Genomic DNA, 20,569 nt, shown 5'->3' with positions numbered 1-20,569 from the left:
ACCAAGATGCAGTACCGCCAGCTGGGCGCCAGCCCTCTCCAAGTCTCCGCCCTCTGCCTGGGCACGATGATGTTCGCCGACCAGACCGATGCCCAGGAGGCGGCCGCCATCGTCGCCGATGCGCGCGCCCAGGGCGTCAACTTCATCGACACCGCCGATATCTACAGCAAGGGCGAATCCGAGCGCATGGTCGGCCAGCTGCTGCAGGGCCAGCGCGATGACTGGGTGCTGGCCACCAAGCTCGGCAACCCCATGGGCAGCCAGCCCAACGAAGGCTATTACTCACGCACCTGGATGCTGCGCGAGGTGGAGGCCAGCCTGCGCCGCCTGCAGACCGACCGCATCGACATCCTCTACCTGCACCGCGACCGCGCCGGCCTGCAGTTGCATGAGCCGCTGTATGCGCTCAAGCACCTGATCGACAGCGGCAAGATTCTGTACTGGGGCCTGTCCAACTTTCGCGGCTGGCGCATCGTCGAAGCCGTCTACACCGCGCGCGAGATCGGCCTGCCGCCGCCCGTCGTCTGCCAGCCCTACTACAACCTGCTCAACCGCATGCCCGAGACCGACATCCTGCCCGCCTGCGCGCAGTTCGGCATCGGCGTCGTGCCCTTCAGCCCCATCGCACGGGGCGTTCTCTGCGGCAAGTACCAGCCCGGCATGGAGCCGCCCAAGGACAGCCGCGCCGGCCGCCAGGATGCCCGCATCCTGCAGACCGAGTTCCGCCCTGAATCCCTCGTGATCGCCCAGCAGGTGCAGCAGCACGCCGAGCAGCAAGGCATCAGCGCCGCGCAGTTCGCCACCGCCTGGGTGCTGGCCCATAACGCCATCAGCTCGGTCATCGCCGGCCCGCGCACCTTGAAGCAGTGGCAGGACTACCAGCCGGCACTGAACTACCAGATCAGCCTGGAAGACGAGCGCCTGGTCAACGGCCTGGTCAGCCCCGGCCACCCGTCAACGCCCGGGTACAACGATCCGGCGCATCTGTGGCCGCAGGGGCGGCTGGTTTAAGCCTCGTCAGTCCAGCCCACGCACCAGCGATATCGCCTCATCCACCCGGTCCACCGCGTGGATGGTGATGCCCTCGATCGGCTTCTTGGGCGCATTGGCCTTGGGCACGACGGCAACGGTAAAGCCCAGCTTGGCGGCTTCCTTCAGGCGCTCCTGCCCGCGCGGTGCGGGGCGCACTTCGCCGGCCAGGCCCACCTCGCCAAAGGTGATAAAGCCCTTGGGCAGGGCCTTGCCGCGCAGGCTGCTGGTGATGGACAGCATGACGGCCAAGTCGGCCGCAGGCTCGCCAATGCGCACACCGCCGACGGCGTTGACGAAGACATCCTGGTCGGCACAGGCCACGCCGGCATGGCGGTTGAGCACGGCCAGCAGCATGGCCAGGCGGTCGCGGTCCAGGCCCACCGACAGGCGGCGCGGGCTAGGGCCACCGCTGTCGACCAGCGCCTGGATCTCGACCAAGAGCGGGCGGGAGCCTTCCAGGGTCACCAGCACGCAGCTGCCGGGCACCGGCTCGCTGTGCTGGCTCAGAAAGATGGCGCTGGGGTTGCTCACGCCCTTGAGGCCTTTTTCCGTCATCGCGAACACGCCGATCTCGTTGACGGCGCCAAAGCGGTTCTTGATGGCCCGCACCAGGCGGAAGCTGCTGTGCGTATCGCCCTCAAAGTACAGCACGGTATCGACCATGTGTTCCAGCACGCGCGGACCGGCCAGCGCGCCTTCCTTGGTCACATGGCCCACCAGCACCACCGCAATGCCGGTGCTCTTGGCCATGCGGGTCAGGTGGGCCGCGCATTCACGCACCTGGGCCACCGAGCCGGGGGCCGAGCTGAGCTGGTCCGAGTACATGGTCTGGATCGAATCGATGATGACGATGGCCGGCTGCGTGCTCTCGCAGGTCGCCAGGATCTTCTCCAGCTGGATCTCGCTCAGCACATCGACCTGGCTGTTGTCCAACCCCAGCCGGCGCGAGCGCAGTGCCACCTGGGCACCGCTCTCTTCACCGGTCACATAGAGCGCGGGCAGGCCCTGGCGCTGCAGTGCATCCACGGCCTGCAGCAGCAAGGTGGATTTGCCGATGCCCGGATCGCCACCGATCAGCACCACACCGCCTTCGACAATGCCACCGCCCAGCACCCGGTCCAGCTCGGCAATGCCGCTGGGGGTGCGCGCCACTTCGGTGGCCTCGATGGCGGCGAGGGGCGTGACGGCCTGGGCCTGGCCGGCATAGCCGGTGCGGCCGGTCTGGCTCAGGCGGTTCTTGCCGCCACCCGCCGATTCGGCGGCACTCTCCACCAAGGTGTTCCAGGCATTGCAGGACGGGCACTTGCCCAACCAGCGCGGGCTGGAGCCGCCGCATTCGCTGCAGATGTAAACGGATTTCTCTTTGGCCATGGCGTGGATGTTTCGGTACAGACACCCATGGTAACGGCGAGCGCAGCGCGGCGCCGGCAAATCGATTAGCATCCCCAGGCCATACGGCAGACAGCCACTCACCAACACCCGCACCGCCCCCGAAGGAGACCCATGAGCCAAGACCTGACCCTGTACTACGCCCCCGGCACCTGCGCACAGGCCGTGCTGATTGCCTTGCACGAGGCAGGCGCCGCCTTCCAGGCCCAGCGCCTGAACATGGCCGAAGGTGCACAGCGCACGCCCGCCTACCTGGCCATCAACCCCAAGGGCCGCGTGCCTGCGCTGGTCACCCCGCAAGGCGTGCTGACCGAGACGGCCGCGCTGCTGCTCTATGTGGCGCAAACCCACCCCGACCAACAACTGGCGCCGCTGAGCGACCCGTTTCAACTCGCCCGCATGCAGGAGTTCAACAGCTACCTGGCCTCGACCGTGCACATCAGCCATGCCCACCGCCCCCGCGCAGCACGCTGGGCCGATGACGAGGCCGCACAAAAGGCCATGCAGGCCAAGGTGCCGCAGAACATGCGCGATGCCTTTGCACTGATCGAGCAGCACTACCTGGGCGACAAAACCTGGGTGATGGGTGAGCAGTACACCGTGGCCGATGGCTACCTGTTCACGATGGCCGGCTGGCTCAAGAGCGACAGCGTCGATATCAACGAGTTCCCGCGCGTGGCCGCGCACTACGCCCGCGTGGCGGCACGGCCTGCGGTGCAGGCGGCACTGGCCCAGAGCGCTTAAGGCTGGTATTCAGCCGGATCGAGGTGCTCGACCGGTGGCGCGGGTGGCTGCGACACGCCCGCCACCGGCTCCCAGCCTGAGCCGTTCCAGTCATGCGTGGCCGCTTCGCGCTGGTAAAAGCGGGCCAGCAACTGGGCACCGGCGGTGCTGCAGGCCTGGCCAGCAATGCCGGCGCTGTAGACCGCCTCATAGGCGAGTGGATGCGGAATCTTGCCAACGACCCGCACCTCGGCAGAACGGGGCAGCTCGCTGCGCAGCAGCAGGCCCAGTTCCGCATCGCCCCGGGCCACCAGCTGCGCCACCTGGGGGCCAAACACCTTGATGCTCTTGGGCAGCACCTTGGCATTCAAATCCAGTTCAGGAAACAGCTTTTGCTCGATAAAGTCGCCGCCATCGGCCGAGGGGTAGGCGATGCTGCGGGTCGCCTCCAGCATGTCCTTCGCGTCTTCGGTGTCTTTGAGCACGGGCAGTGGGCGGCCTGCCTGCACGATGGCGATCAGCGGTGAGCGCACCACGTCATAAAGACGACCCTGGCGTACCAGGCCATGCGCCTGCAACAGCTGCAACACGGGGCGCGGCGCCAACACCAGATCGACACAGCGCGCCTGCTGCAGGTACTGCATCAGCTCCTGCGCCACCACATGCGGCGCGCCATAGCCGGGCTCGGCACGGATCTGGGTGGGGATCATCAGCTGACCGGCCAGCGCCCGGTGCACGGGCACAAAGCCCTCTGTCATCAGCAGCTGCACCGGCAGGCTGGCATGGGCCAGGCTTGGTTCCGCATCGGGCTGCGGCGGCTCGGAGGCACAGCCCGCCAGCACCGCAGCGGCACAGCTGAGCAAGAAGGAGCGGCGAAGAGGCATCAGGCGCATGCCGGCATTATCAGACAGCCGCGCCCATGTCCTCTAACCTGCCCCTTAATTCACCACGTTCAACAGGCGCCAGTCGATGTAGTTGTCCGCGCGGGTCGGGATGCTGACCTTCTTGCTGGCTGCCCAGGGGGTGATCAGGTTGAACAGCGGGATGTGCGAGATGGCCTTGTGCTCGTTGAGCAGCACCTTCTCGATCAACTGGTTGCGCAGCTTCAGATCGGTCTCGGTCTTGACGCGCTCGATCATCGCATCCTGCTGCGGGTCGGAGAAGCGGCCCAGGTTGAAGTTGCCATCACCGCTGCCGCCAGGCGAGCGCAGCAGCGCCTGCAGGCTGTAGTAGGCATCAAAGGTCGGTACCGACCAGCCCAGCAGGTAGACGCTGGCTTCGTAGCGCTGGATCATCGGGAAGTAGGTGGCAAACGGGTAGGTGCGCAGCTTGGCCTTGATGCCCACCTTGGCCCACTGGGCGCTGATGGCCTGGCAGAGCTGCTCATCGCTGGGGTAGCGGCCGGCTGGGCAGGAGAACTCAAACTCAAAGCCATCCGGGTAGCCCGCCTGGGCCAGCAGCTTCTTGGCGCCTTCCGCATCAAAGGCCAGGCGCTGGTCGGCCTGCTTGGTCCAGCCATTCACATGGTGGGCGATCAAGGTGCCGGTGGGCTGGGCCAGGCCGCGCATCACCACGCGCTGGATGGTGCCCATGTCGATGGACTGGTACAGTGCCTGGCGCACGCGCACATCCTTGAACGGGTTCTTGCCCTTGACGCTGGACTGCGGCAACTCGTCGCGGTACTGGTCCATGCCCAGGAACAGGGTGCGGTCAGCCGCAGACTCCAGTACCTGCAGGTTGGGCGCCTGCTTGATGCGCTGCAGGTCATTCATGCTCGGGTCGATGATGAAATCCACCTCGCCCGACAGCAGCGCTGCGGTGCGCGTGGCGTCCGACTTGATCGGCGTGTACACCGCCTGCGTGATGTTGCTGGGGTACTGGGTCTTGCCCCACCACTGCGGGTTGCGCTTGAGCACCAGGCGCGAATCCTGCGACCAGCTGTCGAGCACATAGGGGCCAGTGCCCAGCGCATGGCGGTGGGCATAGTTCTCGTCCTTGGCCTTGATGTCCTTGGGCACCTCGGACTGGTGCTGCACCGCCCAGGGCTTGCTCATGATGCGCAGCTCGGTCAGCTGGTTGACCAGCACCGGGTTGGGCACGTCGGAGAAGATATCCAGGGTGCGGGCATTGACCACCTCGATGCGGTCGATGCCCTGGGTGTAGACCACAAAGCCGGAGCTCTTGGACTTGGCCCGCTCCAGCGAGAACTTGACGTCATCGGGGGTCAGCGGCGAGCCATCGCTGAAGGTCACGCCTTCGCGCAAGGTGATGCGCAGCTGCTTGGGATTGATGCGCTCCCACTTGGTGGCCAGCGAAGGCTCGGGCTTCTGGGTCTGGCTGTTGTACTCGACCAGCGCTTCGTAGACCGCGCGGTGCACCGAGTTGTTGACCCCTACATTCTGCGCATGGATGTCCCAGGACGACAGATCGGCCGAGCGGGTCCAGCGGAAGTTCGATGCCTGAGCAGAAAATGCCATGCTGGCCACTGCGCCGGCGATGGCCAGTGTGCAGACGCTGCGCGCCCAGCCGTTGCGGCCTTGCAGATAAGTGGTGGGTTGCATCACAGAGTCCTTCATTCCATGCAAAAAATCAAAACGCCGCACTATGGCAGTGCAGCCCGGCCCCGCCAACGATTTATTCGTTGTATCGATATGGGCCCGGCGCTGACTACTTTCTGGTAGCGGCTGCGGTGCAGGCCAGTGTAACGGGGGCGCTAAAGCCAGATGCCGCCTAGGCCGACGCGCGCCAGGCCAGCGCCAGGGCACCCGCATCGCAGGGCAGATCGCTCAAAACCATATGCGCATTCCAGCCAGGTCGGCGATCATGAACTTCGGTCAACGCCAGCCCGGCGCATTTGAGCTGGGCCTCCAGCCTCGCCCATTGCCGGGCAAAGCCGCGCTGCCAGTCCATGCGCTGCAAGCCCGCCAGCGCAGCGGCGGCATCGGGCTCCAGGTACAGGGCAGCCACCGCCGGCCAGCCAGCGGCATCGATATCGGTGTGTGCATCACCAGGCGGGCCCTGCACATCAATGCCGACGCGGCCCTCTTGTGTGCAAGCCCAGACCGCCATCGCATCTGCATAGCTGATGGACAGCTGCCAGCCCGGCAGCATCTGTCCGTTGCGCAGCAGCTGCGGGGCCTGGCCGGCGCGGCGTTGCACCGCCAGTTGTGCTGGTACACAGCCCAGCTGCGGCGCCAAGGTCTCGCCAATGGCCCGGTAGACGGCCTCGCGCAGGGCCTCGCGCGGCAGCAGGTTGGATGGGGGTGCGGCCACCGTCAGCACCTGGGCCTGTACCCGGCCCTGCAGCGCTGGCGGCAAGGCCAGCGGCTGCACTGTCCATTTCAGCCCTAAGCCCGCCATGGCGCGGCCGGTGCGCCTTGCCAGCGGGTGCCGGCCGGCAGGCGCTCACCCTTCATCACCAGGGTCATGGGGCCCAGCTGCACGCCATCGCCCACCTCGGCGCTGTAGAGCACGGTGCAGCGTGCGCCCACCGTCACCCGCTCGCCAATCACCACGTCGTCCACCTTCATCACCCGGTCTTCAAACAAATGGGTTTGCGGGCAGGACAGCGCATTGAGCTCGCTGTGCGCGCCAATGGTCACGCAGTCGTGCTCGGTGATGTCGGTGGTGTCCAGGTAGGCGCTGCTGGCAATCTTGCTGCCCAGCAGGTTCATCGCCAGGTTGAGCCAGGGCGTGCCACGCAGGTAGCGCAAGAAGTTGGGCACCGCAATGCCTTCGTACATGCTGGTGGTCGCCTCGGACAGCCAGACAAAAGGCGTCCACATCGGCGCAGCCTTTTTGCGGTAGCGCCCCACCAGCAGCCACTTGAACAGCGCCACCGCCCAGAAGGCCCCCAGACCAAACACCATGCCGGCGATGGCCAGATCCAGCACCACCGCGCCCCAGCGGCCGGCAGCAGCCAGCGGCATGGCATCGAGCACGATCGCATAACCGGCGGCAATCACCAGCGCATGGGGCGCGCCAATGCGGAAGGCCTCGACCAGGCCCCGGCCCAGCACGCGGCGGCGCGATGGGGCAAAGGTCAAATGGTCGGGGTAGCCCTGCACCACTTCGCGCGCCGGCAGGTTGATGGCCGGCGAGCCAATCCAGGTCTGGTTGGCCTGCATGTCGGCATTGCGCGGCACGGCCGACATCACACCGATCAGCACCCCCTCGGGGATGGTCGAGCCATCGGGCACATAGGCGCCATTGCCGATAAAGCTGCGGCGCGACACCACGGTAGGCTGCACCGTCATGTAGCCGCCGTCGATGCGCTCATCGCCCAGCATCACCGCATCGGCCACAAAGCATTCGTCGCCCAGGGTCAGCATGTCAGGCACCACGCCCAGCGCGGTGGAGAGCTCGGTGCGCTTGCCTACCTTGGCGCCCAGCATGCGGTACCAGCTGGCCGAAAACACCGTGGCATAGATGCCGTGCAAGGTGGCCAGGCTGCCTTCCTGGATCTGGTTGGTGAGCCACTTGCCCAGGTAGCGGCCGCTGTGCACCGACCAGGTGCCCGGCTTCAGCCGGGGCAGGAACAGGTAGCGGACCAGGGCCGCCACCAGCATGGTGCAGACCACCAGCACCAGGCTGGCTGGCAGCGCCAGCACAAAGAACTTGAAGAAGCGCAGGATAAAGGCACCCAGTGCATCGACAGTGCCGTCTTCGATCAAAGGCCGCACCGAGATCGCGTCCACATCCAGCCAGTCGATCAGCAGGAACGCCGGGAACACGGGCATGAAGAACAGGGTGGCGATGCTCAGGCCGCCCACCGCATAGACCAGCATTTCCCAGACGCGCCAGGCGGCGCTGGGGCGCACGCGCTCGGGCATGCAGCTGGTGTCAAAGTCCGAGACCGGCTGGGCGGGCGAGCCCGTCCAGACGCTGCGCTCGGGCTGCACCTGGCCATCGCTGAGGCTGGACTGCCCTTCCAGATGGGCCCAGTCGCCCAGGCGGGTATTGCCCTCCAGCACCACATAGGAGCCAATGCAGGCCTCGGCGCCGATATCGACCGTGCCCAGCAGCAGCCAACCGCCTTCGACCCGGGCATTCTCCAGGCTCACCACATTGCCCACGCTGGCACCCGAGCCAATGCGCAGCAGATCGGGGGCGCGCACCGTCATCGAGCCCAGCACCACATCCTTGCCAACCTTGGCGCCCAGCGCACGCAACCACAGCGGGAACAGCGAGGAGCCGGTGATCATGCCCACGGGCACGGCCTCGATCAGCCGGTCCGCCAGCCACCAGCGGTAATAGGTCATCCCCCAGAGCGGATAGCGCCCCGGCTTGAGCCGGCCGGCAATCAGCCATTTGCCGGCCCAGGCCACGACAAACTCCAGCACCGTGGCCAGCGCAAAGGCCAGCACCGACACCGCAATGGCCACGGCCACTGAGTCGTTTTCGTCCCCGGTGAAGAAGTGGTAGGTGAAGAACGGCGCCAGCCATTGCGCCATCTTGACCAGCACCAGCAGCGGAATCGCCACCGCCTGCGCGGCGCCACAGCGCCAGCGGCGCAGCGCCGAGTGCTCGCGGAAAGCGCGCGGCGCCGCAGCCGGCTCATCACCCGCCAGCATGTTGGCCTGCAAGGCCTCGGCAATTGCGCCCACGCGGCGCTGCTGGTAGATGGTGCTGACGGTGGCCTGCGCAAAGCGCGTATCGGCGCGCAGCATCGAGGTCAGGCGCGCGGCAAACAGCGAATGGCCACCCAGGTCGCTGAAGAAATCCAGCGAACGGCGGATGGGCTGGCCCGGGAAGATCTTGGCCAGCGCGGCAAACAGCAGTTCCTCGGCCGGGGTCTCGGCGGTGTCCGAGTCACCGCTGTCAACAGCGGCGCTCAGCTCGGCGGCGCGCAGCGCCTTGCGGTCGATCTTGCCCGAGGTCAGGCGCGGCATCAGCGCCAACGTTTCAAACCGGGCCGGCACCATATAGGGCGGTAGGCGCTCGGCCAGCGCGCTGCGCAGTGCGGCATGGCTGGGGGGCGTGTCCAGCGGCACATAAAAGGCCACCAGCTGGTCGATGCCATCGTCCTTGCGCAGCAGCACCGCCGTGGTGCCCACACCGGGCTGCTGGGCCAGCACGGCCTCGATCTCGCCCAGCTCCACGCGGAACCCGCGGATCTTCACCTGGTCATCGGCCCGGCCCAGGCACTGCATCTGGCCTTTCTCATCAATGCGCGCCAGGTCGCCGGTGCGGTAGAGGCGCGTGTCATGCGGCCCGGCCGACCAGGGGTTGTCCAAGAACTTCTCGGCCGTCAGCTCGGGCCGGCCCAGGTAGCCGGCGGCCACGCCGGGGCCGGTAATGCACAGCTCGCCCACCTCACCGGCCGGCAAGCCCACCAACTGGGGTGCCGTGCCTGCAGGAAAGCTGTCCGCCTCGATCACCTGCACCACCACCATGCTGTAGTTGGGCAGCGGCGTGCCGATGGTGACGGGCTCGCCCGCCTTCAGCTCGGCCAGGCTGGCCGATACGGTGGCCTCGGTGGGACCATAGGTGTTGAACAGCTGCCGGGGCGCGCCGGTGCTGGAGCGGGCCCAGCGATCAACCAGGGCCTCGGGGCACATCTCGCCACCCAGGTTGATGATGCGCAGGCTGGGCACATCCTGGGCAAACAGCGCCAGCAAGGTGGGCACGGCATGCAGCACGGTCACCTGCTGGTCCAGCAAGGCCTGCGGCAGCGCCTCGGGGTCACCGGCAATCTCGCGCGGCGCAATCCATAAGGTGGCGCCCACCAGGTAGCTGATCCAGATCTCCTCGAAGGACATGTCAAAAGCCACCGAGAAGCCCTGGTAGACCTTGTCGCCCAGGCGCACACCCAGGCGCGCATTCTCGCTGCGCAAAAAGTGGCAGATGCTGCCCTGGTTGATGGCGATGCCCTTGGGCTTGCCGGTCGAGCCACTGGTATAGATCACATAGGCGGGATCGCTGGGCTGGGCATTGCTGCGCCGGCGCGCTGCGGTGCCGGCGGGCAGCTCGGCCAGCAGGTCGGTGTCGGTCAGCAGCGGGCACAGCACCTGGGCATTGCGCAGGCCCTGCTGGGGCGTGGCGGCGGCCATCAGCAGTGCCTTGGCGCCGGCGTCTTCCAGGCAGGTCGCTATGCGTTCGGGGGGTGTTTCGCTGTCAAAGGGGAGCCAGGCGGCGCCCGTTTTGGCAATGGCCAGCTGCAGGCTGAGCAGCGCAATGCCGCGTGGCAGCCACAGGCCCACCATGTCGCCCGGGCCAATGCCGGCCTCGATCAGCCGGTGTGCCGCGCGGCTGGCGTCGGCATCGAGCTGGGCATAGGTCAACTGCCGCGTGCCGGCAATCAGCGCAACTTGCTCGGGGTGGGCATAGGCGGTGGCCTCCAACACATCGGCCAGCACCTCGTGGCGCAACAAATCAGGGCGCTCGGGCCCCCGCAAAACAACAGTCTCAGACATGGCAGCAATACCCGGCAGCTGCAGAAGGCGCAGGCGCACCGCCTTTCTGCACATAACGCCCCAGAATGGGGCATTTGCGCATTATGCGGCTGTACCAATGCTTGCTAACCCGGGATCACCCCCGCAAGGGCCGGCCTGAGGGCTGAGCACAACGCTTTGGCCCGTGTTTAAGCCCGGCCTAATCTGCGGCTGTGGCTTGCGCTGCGGCGGCCGGCAGCACGGCATCGGCCGACCAGCCCCCGCCCAGCGCGCGGTACAGCGCAATCTGGTTGTCCAGCCGGCTCTGGCGCAGGTTGACCAGCTCGGTCTCGGCCTGGAACAGGTTGCGCTGGGCGTCAATCTGCTCCAGGTAGGAGGCATAGCCCGCCTCATAGCGGTCCTTGGCATAGCCCAGGGTCTGGGCCAGCACGGCGCGGCGGCGCTCGGCGGCCTGCTCCTGCTCGGCCAGGCGCTGCACGCCGACCAGCGCGTTTTCCACATCGCCCAAGGCCGAGAGCACCGCGCCCCGGTAGGCGTAGGCGGCCTGGTCGCGCTGGGCCGTAGCCGCATCGTACTGGGCATCAAGCCGGCCGCCATCAAACAGCGGGGCCAGCACGCTGGCGCCCAGGCTCCAGACATTGATCGGGTTGTACTGCAGCGCATTGACAAACAGCCGCCCTGCACTGGCGCTGAGGTTGAGCTGGGGCAGGTAGGCGGCGCGGCTGGCACGCAGGCTGGCATCGCTGGCGGCCAGGTTCAGCTCGGCCTGCACCAGGTCAGGCCGGCGGCGCAGCAGGGTCGACGGCAGCGCAGCGGGCACCACCGGCATCTGCAGGCGGGCAAAGCCCTGGCCGTCGGCCGCAGCGGTATCCCGCACGGCGGGCACATCGCCGGCCAGCAATTGCAGCGCGTTGTACTGCCGCGCAATCGCCAGCTCCAGCGGCGGGATCTGGCCCTGGATGGCCTCGTACTCTGCCTGCGCCTGGGTCACCTGCAGGCGCGAGATATAGCCCACCGATTCCTGGTCACGGGCCAGTTGCAGCGCGGTGCTCCGGGTCTGCAGGGTCCGGCGCGTCTGGGCCAGTTGCGCCTCGCGGCCCAGCAGGTCGACATAGGCCTGGGCCGTGGTGGCCGCCACCGTCAGAGCCACCGCATCGCGGTCGGCCTGGCTGGCGCGGTACTGCAGATCGGCCGCCGTGCTGCGGTCGCCCAGGCGGCCCCAGAGATCGGGCTCCCAGCTGGCCTGCAGCTGGGGCTGGATGGAGCGGCTGGTGGTGATGCCCGAGGTGGTCAAGGTGTGGGTGGCGCCCACATTGCTGCCCAGAGACAGGTTGGGTTGCAGCGCGGCATCAGCCGCCGCGAGCTGGGCGCGGGCTGCGGCCACGCGGGTGCCTGCTACCTGCAGGTTGGCATTGCGGGCCAGCGCGGCCTGCACATAGTGGTTGAGCTGTTCATCGCCAAAGGCCTGCCACCAGGCGGCGGGCACGGCGGCCTCCGGCCCGCTGGTGGCAGCGGCCTCGGTCTGCGCCCAGGCGCTGGGCACGGTCACGGCGACATCGGCGGGTGCCTGGCGCAGCGCCGGTGCGCAACCAGCCAGCAGCATGGCCATGCCCAGGGTGGTCAGCGTGGTCCAGGCCGAACCGCGCACTAGCGGGCTGCGGGTCATGGCCGGTCTCCTTGGGCAGCGGCCTTGGCGGCGCGCGTGTCCACATGCACTTCAACCGACATGCCCGGGCGCAGGCGGGCGGCCAGCGGCTGGTTTGGGTCAATCGCAATGCGGATCGGCAGGCGCTGCACGATCTTGATGAAGTTGCCCGAGGCGTTGTCAGCCTTGATGACGCTGAACTCCGAGCCGGTGGCCGGTGCCATCTGCTCGATATGGCCTCTCAGCTCGGCGCCTTCCAGCGCATCGACATAAAAGCTGGCGGCCTGGCCCTGCTGCATGTGGGCGATCTGGGTTTCCTTGAAGTTGGCCACCACCCAGAGCTGCTCGGGCACCAGGAACAGCAGCTGCGTGCCCGAGGCCACGTACTGGCCCAGGCGCACCGAGGCTTCGCTGATCTGGCCATCGCGCGGCGCACGCACCACCGTGTTGTCCAGGTCGATCTGGGCCAGGCCCAGCTGGGCTTCGGCGGCCTTCACCTGGGCCTCCAGGCTGGCACGTGCTACCTGGGTGGATTTGATGCTTTGCTCGCCAATGCGGATATCGGCCTGCGCCTTTTGCACATTGGCCTTGGCCAGCTGGCTGGTGGCGCGGGACTGGTCGCGCTCGCGCAGCGACACCGAGCCGCGTGCGGCCAGGTCCTCGACCCGCTGCAGATCGGCCGCCGCACGGCGGGCTTCGGCATCCACCGCCGACAGGCTGGCCTGGCGCGCGCCCAGGTTGGCACGGTTTTGCGCCTGGGTCTGGTCCGAGTTGGCCAGTTGCGCGCGGGCATTGTCCAGCTGCGCCTGGGCCTGGGCCACTTTTTCGGCATAGATACGGTCATCGATGCGCAGCAGCACATCGCCGCGTTTGACATGCGCATAGTCCTGCACATTCACCTCGGTCACATAGCCGCTGACCTGGGGCGCCAGCACGGTGATCTGGCCGCGCACATAGGCGTTGTCGGTGCGCATCATGTCGGAGGCAAAGGGCGGCAGCTTCCAGGCCCAGAGCACCAGCAGCACGCCGGCCAAGGCGACGACCGCCATCGTCAGTACCGCGCGGCGGCTGGGCCGGATCAGCTTGGCCGTTGGCGATGCGGCAGGCGCAGCGGCGGGCACGGGCGCAGCAGGCGCTGGCGTGGCTTGGGGGGCTGCAGGTTCCGCTGTGGCAGCGGGGGCAGCGTTAGGTGTGGGTTTTTCAGTATCAGACATTGTTGTTGCTTTGTAGATAAGGATCGAAAAGGGGGTGGGGATCAGACGGGAGCCGGCAGCTCGCCTCGGCGCCGCGCCAGCCAGGCCAGAATGCGCTGGCGCAGCACGCGGTAGAACGCCCAGGCCAGGAAGGCCAGCGCCATTGCGCCAATCACGCGGAACACATCGTTGAAGGCGCGCACTGCCGCCTCACGCCGGATCACCTGCACCAGCTGGGCCTGGCTTTGGGCGCCGCGCTGCACCGGGTCGGTGATGGTGCGGCCCAGGGACTGGGATTGCTGGGCCAGGCGCTGCGCGACCAAGGGGTTGGTCACCGGCATATCGGCCGCAATCGCCTGGGTGTAGAGCTGGGCGCGCTGCTGCTGGATGCTGCCCAGCAGCGCGGGGCCGAGCAGGCCGCCCAGGCTTTGGGTGACCGAGAACAGCACCACAAAGGTGACCATGTGGTCCAGCCCCTTGCCCAGCGCACGCTGGATGCCGATCATCATCACCGGCCCCATGAACAGCGCCGCCGAGAACGCAATCAGGAACTGGCTGAAGAAAAAATCATGCGGGCGGCTCAGGCTGGTGGAGTGCAGATCCAGCCAGCCGCCCACGCCGATCAGCAGGATCGAGGTCAGAATCTGCGGCAGGATGGCCTGGGGGCTGAAGGTGGCCGCACCGACAATGACACCCAGCAGCATGCCGACAAAGATCACGCCGTACAGCGCCTGCAACTGCTCGGGCACCACGCCCATCGCGCGCAGCAGGCCCACCACGCCATAGTTCTGCTCCGAGATCATGAAACGCATCATGATGGCGCCAGCCATGAAGGTCAGCGTCGTGGGGTGCATCAGCCAGCGCAGCTGGATCAGCGGCGTGCGGCGGCTGTATTCCAGCAGCGCCGCCAGCGCAAACAGCACCAGCGAGGCGATCAGCGCATAGGCCAGCCAGGGGGCGTTGAACCACCAGGCATTCACACCCTGGGCCAGCACCGCGCACAGCAGGCCCACCGCAGGCGCAACCAGCAAAAAGGTCACAAAGTCCAGCGGCTCGAACACATGGATCTGCAGGCCCCGTGGCAGCTTGAGCACCACCACGGCGGCAAAGGCCATCAGCGCCAGGCCTGCCTCAAAAGCATACAGATGGGGCCAGGGGTTGACGTTGACCAGCGAGGGCGACAGCACCCAGGCCAGCGGCACGGCGATCGAGGACATGTTCATGCCCAGGATGAAGGCCGAGGGCACCTTGGAGGCCGGAAAGCCCTGCATCACATACATGACGGCCAGCGAGGTGGTGGTGGCACCGGCAAAACCGGCCACAGCCCGCACCACGATGGACATGGTGTAGCCCTCGACAAACACGTGCAGCAAGGCCAACAGCGCATAAATGCCCAGGCCCCATTCGGCAAACACCCGCAGGCCCAGCTGCTGGCGGCTTTTGAAGACCAGCAGGTTGGCCGTCACATTCACCATCACATAGGCTGCAGGCAGCCAGGCGGCCTCAACCGCCGTCAAGCCCAGCTGGCCCTGGATCGAGGTCAGATTGGCCGTGACCAGGCCATTGCCCAGACCACCGACCAGACCGACAAACAGGCCCACCATGATGTAGGCCAGGCGCCGGGGCAGCGTGTGCTGCAGCCGCGCGGGCGAGCCCGGCAGCACGGGGCGCTCATGCGTCTCCCAATCCGGGGGTTGCTCGACATAGCGAAAGGCGGGCGCGTTCATACCGCCTCCCTGGCATCCACGCGCAGGCCTTCGGTGATCAGCTGCCAGGCGCGGTCGCTCAGCTGCAGGCGCTCAGCCGGTGTGCGGCCCCGCCGCGCCGCGCTGAACATGCCCACGATCAGCAGCAGATCAGCGCCCTGCAAATCCTCCCGGCAGCGCCCTGCCGCCTTGGCCTGCAGCAGCAAGGGCGTCACCAGTGCCAACAGGCGCGCGCGCAGATCGACGACCAAGGGGTCATCGAGCGGCAGCGAACGCCAGTAATCGGTCAGCGGCACGGTCAGCACCGAGTCATGGGCCCACAAGCGCAGAAACTCGAACAGCGCATCGGCATCGCCCGTCTCGCTCAAGGCCTGGGCCTTGGCGGCCAGCCGCTCCAGGATATGGATCAGCAAGGCCCGCAGCAGCTCGGACCGGTCCGCAAAATTGCGGTACAGCGTTGTGCGGCTCACCCCCGCCCGCTCCGCCACCACATCCAAAGCCACCGTCACCCCCTGCTCGGTAAACACATGCAGGGCCGCATCGAGCAACTGGCTGCGGTGGGCCAGCGCATCACTGCGGGGTTGGCGTTCTTTGGGGGTCATGGTAAGCAGGCAAAAGCATTAAACGTACAAAACTGTACGCTAATTGCACGCGGCCTGCACAAACCCTGGTGACGTCAGGGTAAACCCGTGGGTTAATTTTATTTATAGATTTACGATCTGTGGGGAAAAAACTAATATCTATGAATGCCTCGCCAAAATACGCCGCCCTCGGACTATCCAGACATCGTGCTGCAGCAGATCAAGCATCTGGCTCTGAACATTGCGATTGCGCGCAAACGGCGGGGTGAATCACAGGCGCAATGGGCCATGAGGCTGGGCGTTTCACAACCCACGATGGCCCGTATTGAACGCGGTGACCCATCCGTGGCCATGGCGTCCTATGTGATGTGCATCTGGTTGATCAATCCACGCAGTTCTCTGGCGGAACTTATTACGCCGCAGAATGACCATGGCGCGCTGGAGAAAGAAATAGCGAGAGTTCGGAGCAAGCGCTCACCTAGCAAACGATCCAACGCCTATAACGCAAGTGCTGATGACGCTCAACCAGAAGAGGGACTGCCTAGCCAGACAGGACCAGCCATCTCACCGCTGAAAAAGATGTTATCCACGCAGACAGGCCCTACTTTTACAAGTACCCACCCGGGTATTGCAGCGCTGCTTAATAAGTCTGGCCCCAAAGAGAGATGAGCGAACTGCAGCCAGCATCGACCGCGACGCGCTCAGGCTGCAAAGGCAGGTCTTTCTTTAAAGCCTGCGGGGCTGGCTGAAACCTTCAGAAGTGATGGCGCTGCGCCCACCCAGCCCTTGGAAGATTTGCCTATTTTTGAGGCAGCTCAGTGCCCATCCACCACCACCGGCACGCGAGGCGCCACCGCGCACATCAGCTCATAGCCCACGGTGCCAGCGGCCTGGGCCACTTCGTCGATGGAGAGCACCGTGCCATTGGCAGCGCGGCCCCAGAGGGTGACCTCGCTGCCCCAGCCGGCTTGGGGGAAGTCGGTGAGATCGACGGTGACCATGTCCATGCTGACCCGACCGATCAGGCGCGAGCGCTGGCCGTCGACCAGCACGGGGGTGCCGTTGCCGCAGTGGCGGGGGTAGCCGTCGGCATAGCCGCAGGCGACGACGCCGATGCGCATGGGCTTGTCGGCAGTAAAGGCCGAGCCGTAGCCGACGGTGTCGCCAGGCTGCAGCTCCTGCACGCCGATGACCTTGGCCGACAAGGTCATCGTGGGCTGTAGGCCCCAGTCGTCCGCGGTTTGCAGCGGGTAATCGGGCGCGCTGCCGTAGAGCAGGATACCCCCGCGCACCCAGTCGCCGCGCTCGCTGGCGGACATATCGGGATTGCGCAGCATCGCGGCGCTGTTGCAGATGCTGCGCTCGCCGGGCAGGTCCAGGGTGGTCTGGTTGAACAGCGCCAGTGCCGCGCCTATGCCCTTGGCGCTATCGGCATCGCTGAAATGGGTGATGAAGGAGATCTCATCCACCTGAGGCAGCGCATTGAGCCGCGCCCAAGCGGAGCGGTAGCGCTCGGCGGTGAAGCCCAGGCGGTTCATGCCGGAGTTCATCTTCAGGAACACGCGGTGCGGTTGCTGGGTCTTGTGGGCCGCCAGCCAGTCGATCTGCTGGTCGCAGTGCACCGTGTGCCAGAGGTTCAGGCGCGAGCACAGCTCCAGGTCGCGCGCATCAAAGACGCCTTCCAGCAACAAGATAGGGCCGCGCCAGCCCAGATCGCGGATGCGCTGGGCCTCAGACGGCTCCAGCAGCGCAAAGCCGTCGGCGGCGCGCATGCCGTCAAACACCTGCTCGATGCCATGGCCGTAAGCGTTCGCTTTCACCACACACCACAGCTTGGCGTCTTGGGCCGCTTGACGTGCGCGTGCCAGGTTATGTTGCAAGGCAGCAGTGTGAATGGTGGCTAGAATGGGGCGCGGCATGGCAAATACTCACAACAAGATTATGAAAACCCCTAGTATTCTGGCACCGTGCTTTCGCCCCTGCGTGCTATAACCTCGACTCCCTACACGTAGCTTACAAAATTTCTCGCGCCATTAGCATCCCTTATTAGCCTCTCCAACGAATGAAGCGCGGTTTCTACACCATCATGTCGGCGCAGTTTTTCAGCTCGCTGGCTGACAACGCCCTGTTTGTCGTTGCCGTCGATCTGTTGATCAGCGCAGGGGCCGCGGAGTGGCAGCGTGCCGCCCTGGTGCCCATGTTCGCGCTGTTCTACGTGATCCTGGCACCGTTTGTGGGCGCATTTGCCGATGCCTACCCCAAGGGGCAGGTGATGTTCATCAGCAATGCCATCAAGGTGATCGGCTGTCTGCTGATGCTGTTTGGCCACCACCCGCTGCTCGCCTATGCCGTCGTCGGCCTGGGCGCAGCGGCCTACTCACCGGCCAAGTACGGCATCCTGACCGAGCTGCTGCCCGCCAGCCAGTTGGTGCGGGCCAATGGCTGGATCGAGGGGCTGACCATCACCTCGATCATCCTGGGCGTGCTGCTGGGCGGCCAGCTGGTAGGCCCCCAGGTTTCGGGCTGGCTGCTGTCCTTTGATCTGCCGCTGATCGACACCCCCATCGATACCCCGTCCGAGGCGGCGATCTGCGTGATCGGCCTGCTCTACGCGGGCGCTGCCTGGTTCAACACCCGCATCCCACGCACCAGTACCAAGCTGGTACCGCTGCGCCAGGATATGGACCGCAGCATGTTCTCCAATGTGATGGACCTGCTGCCCGACTTCTGGCGCTGCAACGGCCGCCTCTGGCGCGACAAGCTCGGCCAGATCTCGCTGTCGACCACCACCCTGTTCTGGGGTGTGTCAGGCAATCTGCGCTATATCGTGCTGGCCTGGAGCGCGGTGGCGCTGGGCTACAGCACCACCAAGGCTTCGGCGCTGGTCGGCGTGGTCGCCATCGGCACGGCCGTCGGCGCCATTCTCGCCTCGATGCGCATGAAGCTCGACGGCGCCACGCGCGTGATCCCGCTGGGCATTGCGATGGGCCTCTTGGTGGTGTGCATGAACTTTATCCACAGCATCTGGCTGGCGGTGCCTTTTCTGGTCGTGCTGGGCGGTCTGGGCGGCTTTTTGGTGGTGCCGATGAACGCCTTGCTGCAGCACCGGGGCCACAACCTGATGGGCTCGGGCCGCTCGATTGCCGTGCAGAACTTCAACGAGCAGGCCTGCATCTTGGGCCTGGGCGTCGTCTACAGCATGTTCACCCGCTTTGGCATGTCGGCCTATGGCGCCATCACCTGCTTTGGCCTGCTGGTGGCCGGCATCATGTGGTGCATCCTGCTGTGGCACCGGCATAATTGCAAACAGCATCCGCAGGAAGTCCAACGGCTGCTGGACATTGCCCGCCACGACCACCACCACTGATGGCCCCAGGCGGTGGGCCCAGCGCCAAGCCCAGCCGCCCTTTCTGCACCACCCAAAACTAGAAAACTGACAGCGCCTGCAGACAACAGGCGCTGCGTCCCCTCGCCCCATGCTCACCGCGCTGCCCTTTTTAGCCCTGATGACCAACGCCCTGATCTGGGGCACGATCTGGTGGCCGTTCCGCCAGTTGCAGGCCATGGGGGTGCACCCGGTGCTGGGCACGGCCCTGGTCTACCTGATCCTGTTTTGCGGGCTGCTGCTGGTCAAGCCAGCGGCAGCGGCCATTGCGCGGCGCCATCCGCTGCTGCTGCTGCTGGCCTTTACCTCGGGCAGCACCAATGTGCTGTTCAACTGGGCAGCTACCACCGGCGATGTGGTGCGTGTGGTGCTGCTGTTCTATCTGATGCCCGCCTGGTCGGTGCTGCTGGCCTGGTACTTTCTGGGTGAAAAGCCCAATAAGTACTCCATCCTGCGTCTGGTGCTGGCCTTCAGCGGTGTGCTGATCGTGATGATTCCGGCCGGCGCCACCTGGCAGAGCCTGACGGCCAATCTCTCCCTGCCCGATGCGCTGGCGATTGTCGGCGGCTTCACCTTTGCTGGCACCAATGTGGTGTTGCGCAGCCAATACCGCGTGCCGGGTGAGGCGCGCATGCTGGCCATGTTCTTTGGTGGTCTGGTCGCCGCCGGTGCCATGTCGGTGCTGGGCATCTACCTGGGCCGCATGCCGGCCATTCCCGATATCGCCTGGAGCTGGCCGCTGATGGTGCTGGTCGTCGCCGTGCTGATCATGCTGAGCAACTGGACCCTGCAATACGGCGCCTCGCGCCTGGCCGCCACCACTGCGGCGGTGGTGATGCTGTCCGAGGTGGTCTTTGCCAGCGCCTCCAATGTGCTGATCGAGGGCACGGTGCTCTCGGGCCGGCTGCTGCTGGGCGGCGCGCTGGTGCTGTCGGCCTCGCTGATCGCGGCGCTGGAGTCGCGCCTGCCCTGAGTGGCGCTGAAGCGGGGTTAGCGACTAAGATAGCCGCCATGCCCGCAACACCGCACACCATCCAGGACTTTGTTCTCCACGACGCCAGCGCCCAGCCGCTGCCGCTGTCGCGCTATGCCGGCCAGGTGGTGCTGGTGGTCAACACGGCCACCGCCTGCGGTTTTACGCCGCAGCTCAAGGGGCTGGAGGCCTTGCAGCAGCAGTACGGCCCCCAGGGCTTGCAGGTGCTGGGCCTGCCCTGCAACCAGTTTGGCGCGCAGGCATCTGGCAGCAATGCCGAGATCGCGCAGTTTTGCGAGTTGAACTACCAGACCAGCTTTCCCAGCCTGGCCAAGGTGGAGGTGAACGGCCCGCACACCGACCCCTTGTTTGCCTGGCTCAAGGCGCAGGCACCGGGCATTCTGGGTGGACGGATTCTGTGGAACTTCAGCAAGTTTCTGGTGGGCCGCGATGGCCGCACGGTGCAGCGCTTTGCACCGATGACCAAGCCGGCCAAGCTGGCAGCGGCTATCGAGAAGGCCTTGGCTGCTTCTTAAACGCCAAGCGGC

At 66.1% G+C, this 20,569-nt stretch carries 16 protein-coding genes; 6 read left to right on the top strand and 10 right to left on the bottom strand.

The window, feature by feature from the left end; all coding sequences use genetic code 11:
• The first annotated feature begins 6 nt into the window (after positions 1 to 6).
• A complete protein-coding gene (locus tag EDF71_RS15870) occupies positions 7 to 1,011 on the top strand; it encodes an aldo/keto reductase (protein WP_133857553.1) in 1,005 nt (334 codons plus the stop codon).
• Between the two features lie 6 nt (positions 1,012 to 1,017).
• On the opposite strand, the gene radA is transcribed toward EDF71_RS15870, so the two are convergent.
• Complete coding sequence (gene radA / locus EDF71_RS15865; protein ID WP_133857552.1) at positions 1,018 to 2,403, bottom strand: DNA repair protein RadA; 1,386 nt, start codon at positions 2,401 to 2,403, stop codon at positions 1,018 to 1,020.
• Positions 2,404 to 2,535: 132 nt separating this feature from the next.
• On the opposite strand from radA, the gene EDF71_RS15860 reads away from it, so the two are divergent.
• Positions 2,536 to 3,165, top strand: coding sequence for a glutathione S-transferase family protein (locus tag EDF71_RS15860; protein WP_133857551.1), 630 nt, complete (start codon positions 2,536 to 2,538; stop codon positions 3,163 to 3,165).
• On the opposite strand, the gene EDF71_RS15855 is transcribed toward EDF71_RS15860, so the two are convergent.
• The 8 genes from EDF71_RS15855 to EDF71_RS15820 all read right to left on the bottom strand — a co-directional run bounded on the left by EDF71_RS15855 (position 3,162) and on the right by EDF71_RS15820 (position 15,684).
• Positions 3,162 to 4,028 carry a substrate-binding domain-containing protein gene (locus tag EDF71_RS15855; RefSeq protein WP_166656561.1) on the bottom strand — a complete coding sequence of 289 codons (867 nt, stop codon included), beginning with the start codon at positions 4,026 to 4,028 and terminating at the stop codon, positions 3,162 to 3,164. The genes EDF71_RS15860 and EDF71_RS15855 overlap by 4 nt on opposite strands.
• A 54-nt stretch (positions 4,029 to 4,082) precedes the next feature.
• Positions 4,083 to 5,621, bottom strand: coding sequence for an ABC transporter substrate-binding protein (locus EDF71_RS15850; protein ID WP_243854334.1), 1,539 nt, complete (start codon positions 5,619 to 5,621; stop codon positions 4,083 to 4,085).
• 253 nt (positions 5,622 to 5,874) lie between these two features.
• Positions 5,875 to 6,504 carry a hypothetical protein gene (locus EDF71_RS15845; RefSeq protein WP_133857548.1) on the bottom strand — a complete coding sequence of 210 codons (630 nt, stop codon included), beginning with the start codon at positions 6,502 to 6,504 and terminating at the stop codon, positions 5,875 to 5,877.
• A complete protein-coding gene (locus tag EDF71_RS15840) occupies positions 6,492 to 10,559 on the bottom strand; it encodes a Pls/PosA family non-ribosomal peptide synthetase (protein WP_133857547.1) in 4,068 nt (1,355 codons plus the stop codon). Before EDF71_RS15840 ends, EDF71_RS15845 begins: the two co-directional genes overlap by 13 nt.
• 178 nt (positions 10,560 to 10,737) lie before the next feature.
• Positions 10,738 to 12,204: an efflux transporter outer membrane subunit gene (locus EDF71_RS15835; protein ID WP_133857546.1), complete on the bottom strand. Its 1,467-nt coding sequence runs from the start codon at positions 12,202 to 12,204 to the stop codon at positions 10,738 to 10,740.
• The gene (locus tag EDF71_RS15830) at positions 12,201 to 13,397 is read right to left on the bottom strand and encodes an HlyD family secretion protein (protein ID WP_133857545.1); all 1,197 of its coding nucleotides are present in this window, start codon (positions 13,395 to 13,397) and stop codon (positions 12,201 to 12,203) included. Before EDF71_RS15830 ends, EDF71_RS15835 begins: the two co-directional genes overlap by 4 nt.
• 41 nt (positions 13,398 to 13,438) lie before the next feature.
• On the bottom strand, positions 13,439 to 15,103 hold the full coding sequence (locus EDF71_RS15825) for an MFS transporter (RefSeq protein WP_133857544.1): 1,665 nt from the start codon (positions 15,101 to 15,103) through the stop codon (positions 13,439 to 13,441).
• Positions 15,100 to 15,684, bottom strand: coding sequence for a TetR/AcrR family transcriptional regulator (locus tag EDF71_RS15820; RefSeq protein ID WP_133857543.1), 585 nt, complete (start codon positions 15,682 to 15,684; stop codon positions 15,100 to 15,102). Before EDF71_RS15820 ends, EDF71_RS15825 begins: the two co-directional genes overlap by 4 nt.
• A 144-nt stretch (positions 15,685 to 15,828) precedes the next feature.
• Between EDF71_RS15820 and EDF71_RS15815 the strand changes: the two genes are divergently transcribed.
• Complete coding sequence (locus EDF71_RS15815) at positions 15,829 to 16,332, top strand: XRE family transcriptional regulator (RefSeq protein WP_133857542.1); 504 nt, start codon at positions 15,829 to 15,831, stop codon at positions 16,330 to 16,332.
• Between the two features lie 146 nt (positions 16,333 to 16,478).
• On the opposite strand, the gene alr is transcribed toward EDF71_RS15815, so the two are convergent.
• Positions 16,479 to 17,582 (bottom strand): alanine racemase, encoded by a 1,104-nt coding sequence (gene alr / locus EDF71_RS15810; protein ID WP_133857541.1) that lies wholly within the window; start codon positions 17,580 to 17,582, stop codon positions 16,479 to 16,481.
• 143 nt (positions 17,583 to 17,725) lie between these two features.
• On the opposite strand from alr, the gene lplT reads away from it, so the two are divergent.
• From lplT to EDF71_RS15795, 3 genes are all read left to right on the top strand, one after another.
• A complete protein-coding gene (lplT, locus tag EDF71_RS15805; RefSeq protein ID WP_133857540.1) occupies positions 17,726 to 19,030 on the top strand; it encodes a lysophospholipid transporter LplT in 1,305 nt (434 codons plus the stop codon).
• Between the two features lie 109 nt (positions 19,031 to 19,139).
• Positions 19,140 to 20,021: a DMT family transporter gene (locus EDF71_RS15800; RefSeq protein WP_133857539.1), complete on the top strand. Its 882-nt coding sequence runs from the start codon at positions 19,140 to 19,142 to the stop codon at positions 20,019 to 20,021.
• Between the two features lie 38 nt (positions 20,022 to 20,059).
• Positions 20,060 to 20,557, top strand: a complete 498-nt coding sequence (locus tag EDF71_RS15795) for a glutathione peroxidase (protein WP_133857538.1) — start codon at positions 20,060 to 20,062, stop codon at positions 20,555 to 20,557.
• Positions 20,558 to 20,569: the final 12 nt, after the last annotated feature.

Source organism: Comamonas sp. JUb58, from assembly GCF_004364775.1.
GTDB lineage: Bacteria > Pseudomonadota > Gammaproteobacteria > Burkholderiales > Burkholderiaceae_C > Comamonas.
This window is presented reverse-complemented; position numbering and strand designations above follow the sequence as displayed.